Genomic DNA, 12,412 nt, shown 5'->3' with positions numbered 1-12,412 from the left:
CCCTCGGCCCCGCCCGCCCACAGCGCGTCGACCACGGCCTGGAGGCCCTGCTGCTGGACGACGCGGTCGTTGGGCCGGGGTTCGGGGATGCCGGGCCTGCGGCCGGTGGCGGCGGGCGGGGCGTGGCTGCTCGGCTCGCTGGCGGGCCTGGCCTGGATCCTGCTGTCCTCGCCCTCCTGGCCGCAGGCGGCGGCGCGGGTGCCGGCCCTGACCGCGCCGCTGGCCGCCGGGTGGATCGCCCAGACGCTGCTGGGGGCTCTCACCTTCCTGGTGCCGGTCGTGCTCGGCGGCGGGCCGGCCGCCGTACGGGCCGCCGCCGCGGAGCTGGGGCGGGGCTGGCCCTTCCGGCTGGCCGCGGGCAACGCCTCGCTGGCGCTGTGCCTGCTGCCGGTGCCGTCGGCGGTACGGGTGGTGGGCTCGGTGGTGCTGCTGGGGGTGCTGGTCGCCTTCCTGGTGCTGCTGGTCCGCACCGTGGTGCGCGGGCTGCGGGCCCGCCGGGGCGGGGCTTCGGTGTCTGACGCACCGCCTTCCGCGCAGCCGCCCGCACAACCATCCGCACAACCGTCCGGAAAGCCGGCCGGGGAGTCCCGTCCGCACCGCGTCCTGGGCGGCGCCGCCGCGGGGCTGGCGGCGGTGGTGCTGGCGGTGGCGGTGGGCGGTGCGGTGGATGTGCGCTCCCTGCCGGTCCTGTCCGGCGCCGCGTCGGGCACGGCGGACGGTGCGGCGGACAAGGGCGTGGAGGCCACCGGTGAGACCACCACCGTGGAGGTGGCGATGCGCGGGATGCGGTTCCACCCGGCCTCCGTCGAGGTGCCCGCCGGGAACCGGCTGGTGATCGAGGTGCGCAACGAGGGCGACGACGGCCACGACCTGGTGCTGGAGTCCGGCGCCCGCACCGGCCGGCTCGCCCCCGGTGGGCGGGAGACACTGGACGCCGGAGTCGTCGGCCGCGATCTGGAGGGCTGGTGCTCGGTGGTGGGGCACCGGGCGATGGGCATGGTGTTCGGCGTACGGGTCGTCGGCGGCAGCGGCGGCAGCGCGGCCGGCCCGCGGGATTCCGCAGAGCCCGGGGAGCACGGGGAGCACGGAGAACGGGGCGGCGCGGACGGGGAGTCGGCCGCCTCGGCGTTCGACCCCATGGCCGAGCCCGCACCCGGCTTCACCGCCCGCGACGCCGCGCTGCCGCCCGCCGCCGGCGGTCCCGGGCCCCGCGTCCACCGCCGGACCCTGACGGTGCGCGAGACCGTACGCGAGGTGGCCCCCGGCGTGCGGCAGCGGATGTGGACCTTCGGCGGCACCGCGCCGGGCCCGGTGCTGCGCGGACGGGTCGGCGACACCTTCGAGATCACCCTCGTCAACGACGGCTCGATCGGCCACAGCATCGACTTCCACGCCGGGGCGCTGGCCCCCGACAAGCCCATGCGCACCATCGCCCCCGGCGAGTCGCTGACCTACCGGTTCACCGCCGAGCGCAGCGGGGTGTGGATGTACCACTGCTCCACGATGCCGACGTCGCTGCACATCGCCAACGGCATGTACGGCGCCGTCATCGTCGACCCGCCGCAACTGCCCGAAGCCGAACGGGAGTTCCTGCTGATCCAGTCCGATCTGTACCTGGGGGAGCAGGGCGGCAGCGCCGACGCGGACAAGGTGGCGGCCCTGCGTCCCGACGCCGTGGTCTTCAACGGCTACGCGAACCAGTACGCGTACGACCCGCCGGCCGTCCGCACCGGCGAGCGGGTGCGGATCTGGGTGCTGGCGGCCGGGCCGAACCGGCCGAGCGCCTTCCACGTCGTCGGCGGGCAGTTCGACACCGTCCACCAGGAGGGCGCCTACCGGCTGCGGCCGGACGACCCGGGCAGCGGCGGCGCGCAGGTGCTGGACCTGGCCCCGGCCTCCGGCGGGTTCGTGGAGCTGACCTTCCCCGAGACCGGCACCTATCCGTTCGTCTCGCACATCATGGGCGACGCCGAACGCGGCGCGAAGGGGGCCTTCAGGGTGACGGACTGAGCCGCTTCTCGAACCAGTGGTCGGCGTACTTCCCGCCGTTGTAGTCGGGGATCTCGGTGTAGCCGTGGCGCGCGTACAGGGCGCGGGCCTCGACCAGGTCGGCGCGGGTGTCCAGGCGGACCACCCGCGCGCCCAGCACCTCGGCGGCGGCGCGCTCGGCCGCCGCCAGCAGCCGCGCTCCCCCGCCCGTCCCCCGCGCGCCGGGGAGCACGAAGAGCCGGGTCAGTTCGGCGGTCCGCTCGTCCAGTACGCGCAGTCCGGCGCACCCGGCGGGCCGCCCCTCCCGCCGGCCGACCAGGAAGTGGCCGGTGGGGTGGGCGAGATCGTCGCTGGGCTCCTCGGCGAGCGCCGCGTCGACCTCCTCCCGCGTGGCGCGGCGGCCGTGGTAGCGGCCGACGATGTCCTCGTAGTACGCGCGCAGCAGGGCCGCGGCCTCGGGATGCCCGACGGGCAGGGGCGCGATGTCCCAGAGTTCTCGGCGTTCGGTGTCCACGTGCCCCATCCTCACCGGCGCGGTCCGTCCGCGTCCTCCCGTTTTCCGCCCTGCCCTGCCCCGCCCCGCCCCGCCCCGCCCCGCGCGGTCCCCGGCCGGGGGCCGGGCCCCGCGCGGCCGGTGGTCAGGGCGTACGGCCGCCCGCGCCGGCGGAGCGGGTGTGGGCGAGGATCGCGTCGGCCAGCGGCGGCACGGCCGCGCTTCCGAGCGCGTGCCCGAGCCCGGGGACGGTGACCAGCCGCGCGGAGGGGATCGCACGGGCCAGCCGGGCCGCGTGCGGCGGGGGTGTGACCGGGTCCTCGGGTGCGTCGACGACCAGGGTCGGGACCGTCACCCGCGCCAGTTCCGCTCCCCGTTCCATGCCGGACTGGTCGGCCAGCGCGTGTGCGGACGACGTGGCCCAGGTGCCGCTGTGGGCGGCGACCCGGCGCTCCAGATCGCGGAACTCCTCGGCGTCGAAGGGCAGTACGCCGCCGTTGAGAAGGCGCCAGTGCTCCACCCGCCACTCCAGTTCGGCCTCCGGGTCGCGCTCCTGTCCCATCTGCTCCCACATCGCGAGCAGGCGGGGGTCGGGGCCGGGCAGGTCCTCGTCGGGGATCTCCGGGTCGGGGCGCGCGCCGCCCAGCACGGAGGTGCCCCACAGCGCGGCGCCGAGCAGTCGCCGCGGGTGGTCCAGGAGCAGCAACTGGACCAGGTAGCCGCCCATCGACATCCCCGCCACGTGCGCCCGGTCGACGGACAGCGCGTCCAGCACCGCCACGGCGTCACCGGCGAGATCGCGCACGGCGTAGGGCCGTTCGTGGAAGGCGCGGGTGGAACGGCCGGTGTCGCGGTGGTCGTAGCGGATGACGCGGTGGTGCCGCGCCAGCCGGGACACGAGCGCGTCGGGCCATCCCAGGCCGCTCGCTCCGGCGCCCATGATGAGCAGCAGCGGTGGCAGGTCGTCCTCTCCGGCGGTCTCGACCCACAGTCGGTAGCCGTCCTCCGCTTCGACGAAGGTCTCCATGTGTTCCCCCTTCAGTTCGGGCCGTGGTGCCGCAGGCCGTTGAGCGCGGTCTCCAGCAGCGCGTCGGCGTACTCCTCGGTCAGCGGCCCGCTGCGGGTCAGCCACCGCTGCGCCATCGGCGCGAAGATCGCGTCGACGGCGATGTCCAGGTCCAGTGAGGCCGGGAGCTGGCCCGCGCGCTGCGCGGAGCGCAGCCGGGCCCGCTTGGCCTCCCGGGTGGGCTGCTCCACGCGGATGCGGTGCTCCTCGGCCAGGGTCTCGTCCTCGACCATCGCGACCGTCAGCGCCCGCAGCGGACGGTCCACCTCGGGACTGGCGAGCTCCAGCGCGGTGGCCCGCAGGACGGTGCGCAGGTCCGCCTCCAGATCACCGGTGTCGGGCAGCGGCACCGGCTCCTCGCCGTCGCCGAAGCTGCGCACGAGGATCGCCTCGAACAGCACCGCGCCCTTGGAGGGCCACCACCGGTAGATCGTCTGCTTGCCGACTCCGGCGCGCGAGGCGATCGCCTCGATGCCGAGCCTGCCGTAGCCGACCTCTCCGACCAGTTCGAAGGCCGCTTCCAGGATCGCGGCACGGGAGGCCGCGCTGCGCCGGGCGGCCGTCGGTTGCTTGGACATGACCGGACCGTAGCACACGCGAGACGGTACGTCTCGTCTCGCTTCTCGCGCCGCAGGACACCGCTCCCGGCGGGGCGCAAACCGCCGCGTTCACCCGAAGGCCCCGTGGACACCGATCGGCCGAACGCGGCTCCCGCGCCCGGTTCGACGGCGGCGCGAGCAGCGGCCCCGCCCGGGACCGGCCGAGGGGGAGGGAGCGGGAAGGCGCTATGCCGTCAGTGCGCGCTGGCCGTCGTCGCCGCTCCGGGCGCAGACGGCGGCCAACTCGTCCATGGAGACCCCCAGTACGGCCGCCAGGGCCGCCACGGTGAAGAACGCCGGGGTCGGCGCCCGCCCGGTCTCGATCTTCCGCAGCGTCTCCGCCGACACCCCGGCCGCCGCCGCGACCTCCACCATGCTGCGCCCACCGCGCGCCTCGCGCAGCAGTGCGCCGAGCCGCTCCCCGCGCTGCCGCTCCCACGGGGTCAGAGGAGTTCTCACCATGACCGTGATACTAATACCGGTATAAGAATTGGCCCGCATCGACCCGGCGCGATGCGCCCCGGCGTGGTGCGCCCCGGCGTGGTGCGCCCCGGCGTGGTGCGGACAAGCCCGACACGGGCGGCCCGACACGGACAAGGAGCGGTGGAGCATGGTGGAGATCAAGACCGACGCGGCGCTGGAGGCCATGCGGGAGGCCGGGCGCGTCGTTGCCCGGGCCCTCGCGGCCGCCCGGGACGCGGCGGGCGTCGGCGTGTCCCTGCGGGAACTGGACGAGGCGGCGCGCGCCGTCCTGAGCGGGGCGGGGGCGCGCTCGCCCTTCCTGGGCTACCGGCCCTCCTTCGCGCCCACCCCGTTCCCGGCGGTGGTCTGCGTGTCCGTCAACGACGCGATCGTGCACGGCGTCCCCGGCGGCTACCGGCTGCGCGACGGCGACCTGGTCAGCGTCGACTGCGGCGCGGAACTCGACGGCTGGACCGGTGACGCCGCCGTCAGCTTCATCGTGGGAACCCCCCGGCCCGCCGACCTGGAACTGGTCAAGGCCACCGGTGAGGCGCTCGACGCGGGCATCGCCGCGGCCACCGCAGGGAACCGGATCGGCGACATCTCGCACGCCATCGGCTCCGTCGCCGCAGCGGCCCGCTGCGGCATGCCCCGGGACTTCGGCGGCCACGGCATCGGCCGCCGCATGCACGAGGACCCCCACGTGCCCAACCGCGGGCGCCCCGGGCGCGGTTTCCCCCTGCGCCACGGACTGGTCCTCGCCATCGAGCCGATGCTGATGGCCGGCGGGAGCGACGACTACCGCACCGACACCGACGGCTGGACGCTGCGCACCGCCGACGGCAGCCGGGCCGCCCACATCGAGCACACCGTGGCGATCACCGAGGAGGGCCCGCGCATCCTCACCCTGCCCTGACCGGGCGCCCTGCCCCGACCGGGCCCGTTCCGGACTCCCGGCGGGCGATCAACTGGAAGAGGCGGGCGGTGTGCCGGTAGGCGGGCCGGTCGGTGACCGCGAGTTCCAGCCGCTCCAGGTCGGCGTAGAAGGCGGGGTCGTGCTTGCGCTCGTCGTCGGTGATGTAGTCGCTGATGCTGCGGATGCCGTAGTGCGCCGCCCCCGGACAGCCCAGGCCGTCCAGTCGGGAGGCGATCTCCTCGGCGGTGTGGAGCGTCATGGCGGTGCCGAAGGTGCGGCCGTCGGCGCGGTCCCGGTCGAGGGCCGCCAGCGCGGCGGCCGGGTCCAGCTCGCGTACGGCCGCGACCAGCGGTGCGGAGTGGCGGTTGACGGCCATCACCGACACCACGCCGCCCTCCCGCAGCGGCGCCACGGCCGCGGCCGGCGTCCCGGTCGCCGCGTCCGGAGACTCCGCGTACTGCAGGACGTTGTGGCACAGCACGGCGTCCCAGCCGCCCGAGGCGACGTCCTGCGGCAGCTCCTCGATACGGGCCCGGACGCGGGTGACGCGGTCGGCGACTCCGGCCGCCTCGGCGCGTTCCCCGGCGGCGGCCAGCATCCCGGGGGCGCTGTCCACCACGGTCACGCGGTGGCCGCGAGCCGCGAGCCGGACGGCGTCGCCTCCGTCTCCCCCGGCCAGGTCCAGGATCCGCAGCGGGCCGTCGCCGAGCCCGTCCAGGTGGCGCAGGAGGTTGGCCTCGGCGAGGGCGAAGCGCAGCCGCCCCCAGGGCGCCTGCTGCCACTGCCGCCAGGCCGCCATGGACGAGTCGAACCTCTGAGCTGCCCCGGACATGCGAGGAGCCTAACCCGGGCGCCGACTCGGCGATCACAGGCCGGAGTTGTGGTCCGTACCAATCCTCCGCCGATGTATTGCCCCCGCGTACCGGGCGGCCCAAGCTGTCGGGCATGGACCTGGAACTGCGGCACCTGAAGACGATCCGGGCGATCGCGGACGCCGGCAGCCTCACCCGGGCGGCCACGGCGCTGGGTCTGGCCCAGCCCGCGCTCAGCGCGCAGCTCAAGCGGATCGAACGCGCCCTGGGCGGGGCGCTGTTCACCCGCGGCCGGTTCGGGGTCCGGCCGACCGCGCTGGGCGAGCTGGTGCTGGACCGTGCCGGTGTGCTGCTGCCCGCGGTGCGCGAACTCCAGGAGGAGGCCGTGCGGTTCGCGCGGGCGTGGGAGGGCATGCCGCGCTTCCGGCTCGGCGGTACGCACGGGCCGCTGCTGGGCGGCCTGGTGGACCGGCTGGCGGAGTCCCACCCGCAGATCGCGGTGACCACGCGCACCTCCTGGTCGGAACGGGAGATCGCCGCGCTGGTGGTCGAGGGGCGGGTGGACTTCGCACTGGTCGGCGCCTGCGGGGAGAGTCCGCCGCCCGCGGCGGACCGGCTGGTGTGGCGGGAGATCGCCGTCGACCCGGTGTTCGTGATGCTGGGCCGGGACCATCCGCTGGCCGAGCGGCGCGAGGTGGAACTGGAGTCGCTGACGCGGGAGTCCTGGGCGGACGTGCCGGGGGACGGCTGCTTCGCGGACTGCTTCGCCGCCGTCTGCGCCCGCGCCGGGTTCACCCCCGCCCGCGTCTACGAGACCGACACCGCCTCCTGCGTCCATCTGGTGCAGGTGGGACGGGCGGTCGGACTGTGCCGGGCGACGTTCCCGCCGACCCCGGGCGTGGTGACCCGTCCGCTGGCCGGGGCGCCGCTGCGCTGGCGGCACCTGATCGGCTGGCATCCGGGCTCGCCCGCGGCGGGCGTCGCGGGCCCGGTGGTCGCCCAGGCCCGCGCGGCGCACACCGAGGCGGCCGCCCGCAGCACCAGTTACACCCGGTGGCTGGCGGACCACCCCGGGTTCGGCGCGGCCTCCCCGACGGCGGTCGGATGACGGTCCGATAACCATCGGACCGTCGCCGGAAGGCAGTCGGACGGCCGTACGACGGCACCGTCCCGCACGACACGCCGGAGCACCCGGCCGGTGCCGCGGCGGTCCGCTCGGCCCCGCCGCCAAGGGACCGGCCGGAGAACGGAGTTGTGCGGTGCCGGGCGGGACGCTGGTCGGGGCGTACGCCCGGACGGATGCGGAGTGCCGGTACCACCCCCGCGACGGCATCCCCCGGTCCGCTACAGTCCGTCGTCCTGGGAAGTGCCACAAGGGGGCTGAATGCGTCGCGATACATGCCCGGTCTGCGAGCAGCGGGCGCCGGTGACCGACGGGGTCATCGGCCACCACGAGAGCGAAGGCCGAAGCTGCCGGGGAGCGGGCCGGACCGCCTCCGAGACCCCGGCCCCGCGGGAGGACGCTCCGCGTCCCGCCGGGGAGAACCGTCGGAGGACGGCCGTACGTCTGTCCGCGGTTCTGGGACTGGCCGGCCTGATCCTCGTCGTCCTCGGAGCCGTCCTCGGCTCCGTACCGCTCCTGGCGGGCGGTGCCGTCCTCCTCGTCGCGGCGGGAGCCGGTGTCCTGGCGAGCCGCCGCGCCCCGGCGGGCGGGCGCGGTGCCGCCCGCGAGGCGGCCGGTGAGCGGACCGCCGAGCAGGGCGGGGTGAAGGAGAGCAAGACCGAGGAGAGCGAGACCGAGGAGAGCGAGACCGAGGAGACGGAGAAGACGGCGGAGGAGACTGCCGCCGTCCACGCCGGGCCGGGCTCGTCGGCCGAGCCGCGGCGGGAGGCGGAACGCCGCGGATACGGGGAGGAGAGCGTCTCCTCCGGTTCCGTCCTGGTGGAGACGGTCTCCGTGGAGGAGAGCGCACCGGAGCGGCTCTCGGTCGGCGGTCTGTTCATCTCCGACCCCGGCACGTCCGTCCCGAAGCCGGGACGTTCGGTCCCGGAGGACCGGGAGGACCGGGCGGAGAACCGGGACGTGGCTCCCCCCGCACCGGAGCCCGAGCAGGACACACGGGAGCCGGAGGCGCGGGACGACGACCCCGCCGCCCTCACGGTGAAGGACGAGACACCTGCCGCGGAGACCGGGCCCTCCGCCGAGGCCCCTGCCGAGATCCCCGCGCCCCGTGCCGAGGAGACCGCCCCGGCCGCCGTCGAGGTCACGGATGTCACCGAACCCGTGCGGCCCGCGGAGGCCGCCGACGACAGGGACGCGGCACCGGAGCCCTCCTCCGGGACCGAGTCGTCCGCACCCGCCGAGACGTCCGCGCGGGATACCGAGGAACCCACCGAGGCCCCCGCCGATGTGCCCGACGCCCCCGTGGCCGAGGACGCGGCGCCCCGTACGCCGGAGCCGGAGCAGACTGCCGAGGACCTCGACGGGTCCGTACCGTCCACGCCGTCCACGCCATCCGTGCAGTCCGCGTCCGCCGCCACGGAGCCCGTCACGGAGCCCGCCGGGGAGGCCGCCGACGACGAGTCCGCGGCCCCGGAGGCCGAGCGGACCGCCGACGAACCCGCCGCGCTCGTCGTGGAGCAGGCCGCCCCGTCGGCCGAGGAGGCCGGAGCCCCCGAGGCCCCCGCACCGTCCGCCGCGTCCACCGCACCGTCCGCCGAGCCAGAGCCCAAGTCCGAGCCCGAGCCCAAGTCCGAGCCCGAGCCGGCCGATTCCGGATCCGAGCCCGACGGCGGTCCCCTCGCCCGGCAGGCGGAGGCCGCCGGAATGGACACCGAGACGCTCCGCGAGATCGCGCAGGCGGTCGTCACCGAGCAGAACGCCAGCATGGTCTACGTGCAGCAGCGCTTCTCCCTCTCCCGTACGGCCGCCCGGCGCGCCCTGGACGCGCTCGAGCAGCTCGAAGTGGTCTCGGCCCCGGCCAAGAACGGGCGTCGCAAGGCCCTGGTCACGTCCCTGGACCACCTCGCCCCGGTGGGCAAGCGCTGAGCCGCTCGCGACAGCGCGGCGGAAACCGCAGGCCACAAGGGGTACGGCGGCTTCCATAACGCGGTGGGGAGAGGGGAGTTGACAGCTCCTCTCCCCACCGCGTCCGCGTCTACGGTTTCGGTCACCCCGACGAAACCGAGGAGATCCACATGCTCCACAGACGCGTCGCAGGCGCGTGCGCGGCCGCGGTGGCGGCAGGCGCACTCACCCTGACCGCACTGCTGCCGGGCACCGCGACGGCCGATCCCGCCGCGTCCGCCCCGCGGAAGGCGGACGCACGGCAGGCCTCGTCCGCCCTGTCCTCCCTGCCGCCCGGCCTGCTGAAGGCCATGCAGCGCGACCTCGGCCTCACCGCAGGCCAGGCGAAGGACCGGCTGGTGAACGAGAGCCGGGCCGGGGCCGCCGCCGGAGAGCTGCGCCTGGCGCTCGGCGGCGACTTCGCCGGCGCCTGGGTCGCGGGCGACGACGCCGCAACCCTCACCGTGGCCACCACCGACGCCTCCGACGCCCGCCGGATCTCCGCGAAGGGCGCCCGGGCGAAGGTCGTCGAGCACACCCTGGCCGAACTCGAGGCCGCCAAGGCCGGACTGGACCGCGCCGCCGAGAAGGGCTCCACCACCGCCGCGCCGGTGTGGTACGTCGACGTGAGGACCAACTCCGTCGTCGTCCACGCCTCCGACACCGCGAAGGCCCGCGCCTTCGCCGAGGCCGCCGGAGCCGACAGCGACCTGGTGCGCGTGGTGAAGTCCGCCGAGAAGCCCCGCCCGCTGTACGACCTGCGCGGCGGCGACGCGTACTACATGGGCGGCGGCGGGCGGTGCTCGGTCGGTTTCCCCGTCACCAGGGGCAGCCAGCAGGGCTTCGCCACCGCCGGCCACTGCGGCCGTACCGGCACCAGCGTCTCGGGCTACAACCAGGTGGCGCTGGGCACCTTCCAGGGCTCGTCCTTCCCCGGCAACGACTACGCCTGGGTCGCGGCCAACTCCAACTGGACCGCCACCCCGTACGTGAAGACCTCCAGCGGCAGCGTCCAGGTGGCGGGCTCCACGCAGGCGGCGGTGGGGGCGTCCATCTGCCGCTCCGGCTCCACCACCGGCTGGCACTGCGGCACGATCCAGCAGCACAACACCAGCGTCACCTACCCCGAGGGCACCATCACCGGCGTGACCCGGACCTCCGTGTGCGCCGAGCCCGGCGACTCCGGCGGCTCCTACATATCCGGCAACCAGGCCCAGGGCGTCACCTCCGGCGGCTCCGGCAACTGCCGCACCGGCGGCACCACCTACCACCAGCCGGTCAACGAGATCCTCTCCGTGTACGGCCTGACGCTGAAGACCACCGGCGGCGGCCCGGGCCCCGAGCCCACCGACCCGCCCACCGACCCGCCGGGCGAGGAGCCGGGCGGCACCTGGAAGGCCGGCACCGTCTACGCGGCCGGCGACCGGGTGACCTACGGTGGCGCGACCTACCGCTGCCTCCAGGCCCACCAGGCGCAGCCGGGCTGGGAGCCGCCGAACACCCCGGCGCTGTGGCAGCGGATGTGAGCACGGTCCGAGGCCGACTCCGAGGCCGAGTCCGATCCCGGCTCCGAGTCCGGCCCCGGCCCCGTTCCTGACCACCACCGCGAGCCGCCCGGGTGCGCGGGCGGCACAGGGCCGGAGGGCGCCCCATGGGGGGAGCGCCCTCCGGCCCGCCGTGCGCCGCGCGGCCGGTGCGGCCGGTGCGGCCGGTGCGGCCGCCGTTCTACGGCACTTCCCGGTAGGCGTGCGGGGCGACGCCCGTCACCTTGCGGAAGACCCGGCTGAAGTAGGCGCGGTCGTGGAAGCCGACCGCGCGGGCGACGGTCTGGACGCTGTCGCCGCTGTGCCGCAGCCGCTCCTTGGCGCGCTGGACGCGCAGCCGGGTCAGGTACTCCCACAGCGGCACCCCCAGTTCGCGGTGGAAGAGCCTGCTGAGGTGGTCCTCGCTGACGCCCGCGGCCCGGGCGACCTGCCAGCGGGAGATGCGGTGGCGGTAGTGCTGTTCGAGGTAGACCAGGGCGCTGCGGACCGGGGCGCGGGCGCGGGATGGCTGCGGGGACGAGGGGGAGGACGGGGACGGCGGTTCGGCGCGGCGTGCCATGGCGGCCAGCAGGGCCGCGGTCTCCGCGTCCGTGAGGATGCCGCGGCCCAGGAACACCATGCCCGGGTGCGGCTCCGCGCGGCGTACGTCGTCGGCGGTGAAGCCCTCGTCGCCGACCATCAGGACGGGGGTGTCGGAGCGTTCCGCTCCGTCGTGCGTCGCCTCGGCGACGTCGAAGCCGTCCATGTCCGGCAGGGTGCGGCAGACGACCAGCAGGCAGGGGGCGTCCTCGGCGATCAGGGCCAGCGCGGCGGCGCCGTCCGCGGCGGTGCGCACGGTACGTCCCGGCAGCGCCCCGGCCAGCAGCCGCCGCCACTGCTCGCGGCGGGCCGCGCAGGGGTCGGCGACCACCGCGGGGGCGGTGAGCCCCGGGGGCCGCAGGGCGCGCAGCGCCCGGTCCAGATCGGGGCCGGAGACGGGGCCGTAGAGCAGGAAGGGGGTGTGACGCAGCGCCGGGTGGTCGTGGAGGCGCCGGACGGCCGACCACTCCTGCGGCCGGGCCCCTTCGGCGTCCCAGACGACGGCGGCCGGTCCGCCCTCCGCGACGAGGGAGGCGAGGTCGTCGTCCGGGTCCAGGCGGCGCAGCGGCAGGTTCTGCCGCCGGGCGAGGGCGGTGGCCTCAGGGGGCGGCACGTTGGCGGCGGCGACCAGGAGGGCGCGGCCGGTGCCCGGGGCGGCTCCGGGTGCGCGGCCGCCGCGGCCTTCGGCGCGGTCGACGCCTTCTTCCAGCCCGCCCGGGTATCGATCCTGCCCTCGGTGGTGGACAAGGAGACGCTCCCCTCCGCCAACGCCCTGCTCGGCGCGGGCGCCCGGGTCTCCGCCGTGCTGGGCCCGGCCACCGGCGGCCTCGTGGTCGCCCTGTCCCAGGCACCCGTCGCCTTCCTCGTCGACGCGGTGTGCTTCGC

At 75.9% G+C, this 12,412-nt stretch carries 11 protein-coding genes; 5 read left to right on the top strand and 6 right to left on the bottom strand.

The annotated features are described in order from the left end of the window. Window positions 1-2,010, top strand: a 2,010-nt coding sequence (locus tag ACLIYP_RS26155; RefSeq protein WP_412715570.1) for a multicopper oxidase domain-containing protein, incomplete at its 5' end; no start/stop codon positions are given. On the opposite strand, the gene ACLIYP_RS26150 is transcribed toward ACLIYP_RS26155, so the two are convergent. From ACLIYP_RS26150 to ACLIYP_RS26135, 4 genes are all read right to left on the bottom strand, one after another. Beyond that, entirely contained in the window at window positions 1,994-2,512 is a 519-nt protein-coding gene (locus ACLIYP_RS26150) for a GNAT family N-acetyltransferase (RefSeq protein WP_412715571.1), read from the bottom strand. The genes ACLIYP_RS26155 and ACLIYP_RS26150 overlap by 17 nt on opposite strands. 115 nt (window positions 2,513-2,627) lie before the next feature. Then, window positions 2,628-3,509, bottom strand: coding sequence for an alpha/beta fold hydrolase (locus tag ACLIYP_RS26145; RefSeq protein WP_412715569.1), 882 nt, complete (start codon window positions 3,507-3,509; stop codon window positions 2,628-2,630). Between the two features lie 11 nt (window positions 3,510-3,520). Then, complete coding sequence (locus ACLIYP_RS26140; protein WP_412715568.1) at window positions 3,521-4,126, bottom strand: TetR/AcrR family transcriptional regulator; 606 nt, start codon at window positions 4,124-4,126, stop codon at window positions 3,521-3,523. A 207-nt stretch (window positions 4,127-4,333) separates the two neighbouring features. Further along, window positions 4,334-4,609 carry a helix-turn-helix domain-containing protein gene (locus ACLIYP_RS26135; protein ID WP_412715567.1) on the bottom strand — a complete coding sequence of 92 codons (276 nt, stop codon included), beginning with the start codon at window positions 4,607-4,609 and terminating at the stop codon, window positions 4,334-4,336. A gap of 148 nt (window positions 4,610-4,757) precedes the next feature. Between ACLIYP_RS26135 and map the strand changes: the two genes are divergently transcribed. Then, on the top strand, window positions 4,758-5,525 hold the full coding sequence (gene map / locus ACLIYP_RS26130; protein WP_412715566.1) for a type I methionyl aminopeptidase: 768 nt from the start codon (window positions 4,758-4,760) through the stop codon (window positions 5,523-5,525). Here map and ACLIYP_RS26125 read toward each other — a convergent pair. Beyond that, window positions 5,512-6,357 (bottom strand): methyltransferase domain-containing protein, encoded by an 846-nt coding sequence (locus ACLIYP_RS26125; RefSeq protein WP_412715565.1) that lies wholly within the window; start codon window positions 6,355-6,357, stop codon window positions 5,512-5,514. The two genes, map and ACLIYP_RS26125, sit on opposite strands and share 14 nt — an antisense overlap. Before the next feature lie 113 nt (window positions 6,358-6,470). Between ACLIYP_RS26125 and ACLIYP_RS26120 the strand changes: the two genes are divergently transcribed. The 3 genes from ACLIYP_RS26120 to ACLIYP_RS26110 all read left to right on the top strand — a co-directional run bounded on the left by ACLIYP_RS26120 (window position 6,471) and on the right by ACLIYP_RS26110 (window position 10,930). Further along, window positions 6,471-7,445, top strand: a complete 975-nt coding sequence (locus ACLIYP_RS26120; RefSeq protein WP_412715564.1) for a LysR family transcriptional regulator — start codon at window positions 6,471-6,473, stop codon at window positions 7,443-7,445. 276 nt (window positions 7,446-7,721) lie between these two features. Continuing rightward, window positions 7,722-9,386, top strand: coding sequence for a DNA translocase FtsK (locus ACLIYP_RS26115; RefSeq protein WP_412715563.1), 1,665 nt, complete (start codon window positions 7,722-7,724; stop codon window positions 9,384-9,386). A gap of 149 nt (window positions 9,387-9,535) precedes the next feature. Further along, complete coding sequence (locus ACLIYP_RS26110) at window positions 9,536-10,930, top strand: carbohydrate-binding protein (RefSeq protein WP_412715562.1); 1,395 nt, start codon at window positions 9,536-9,538, stop codon at window positions 10,928-10,930. Between the two features lie 199 nt (window positions 10,931-11,129). On the opposite strand, the gene ACLIYP_RS26105 is transcribed toward ACLIYP_RS26110, so the two are convergent. Beyond that, window positions 11,130-12,140, bottom strand: a complete 1,011-nt coding sequence (locus ACLIYP_RS26105; protein ID WP_412715561.1) for a helix-turn-helix transcriptional regulator — start codon at window positions 12,138-12,140, stop codon at window positions 11,130-11,132. Between the last annotated feature and the right edge of the window lie 272 nt (window positions 12,141-12,412).

The sequence above is a fragment of the Streptomyces nanhaiensis genome (assembly GCF_046614825.1).
Taxonomy (GTDB): Bacteria; Actinomycetota; Actinomycetes; order Streptomycetales; family Streptomycetaceae; genus Streptomyces; species Streptomyces radiopugnans.
This window is presented reverse-complemented; position numbering and strand designations above follow the sequence as displayed.

Bases quoted from the DNA above. Each gene is read 5' to 3' on its own strand.
- ACLIYP_RS26125 (WP_412715565.1), bottom strand. From the start codon at position 6,357: ATGTCCGGGGCAGCTCAGAGGTTCGACTCGTCCATGGCGGCCTGGCGG.
- ACLIYP_RS26115 (WP_412715563.1), top strand. From the start codon at position 7,722: ATGCGTCGCGATACATGCCCGGTCTGCGAGCAGCGGGCGCCGGTGACC.
- ACLIYP_RS26135 (WP_412715567.1), bottom strand. From the start codon at position 4,609: ATGGTGAGAACTCCTCTGACCCCGTGGGAGCGGCAGCGCGGGGAGCGG.
- ACLIYP_RS26150 (WP_412715571.1), bottom strand. From the start codon at position 2,512: ATGGGGCACGTGGACACCGAACGCCGAGAACTCTGGGACATCGCGCCC.
- ACLIYP_RS26140 (WP_412715568.1), bottom strand. From the start codon at position 4,126: ATGTCCAAGCAACCGACGGCCGCCCGGCGCAGCGCGGCCTCCCGTGCC.
- ACLIYP_RS26110 (WP_412715562.1), top strand. From the start codon at position 9,536: ATGCTCCACAGACGCGTCGCAGGCGCGTGCGCGGCCGCGGTGGCGGCA.
- ACLIYP_RS26145 (WP_412715569.1), bottom strand. From the start codon at position 3,509: ATGGAGACCTTCGTCGAAGCGGAGGACGGCTACCGACTGTGGGTCGAG.
- map (WP_412715566.1), top strand. From the start codon at position 4,758: ATGGTGGAGATCAAGACCGACGCGGCGCTGGAGGCCATGCGGGAGGCC.
- ACLIYP_RS26120 (WP_412715564.1), top strand. From the start codon at position 6,471: ATGGACCTGGAACTGCGGCACCTGAAGACGATCCGGGCGATCGCGGAC.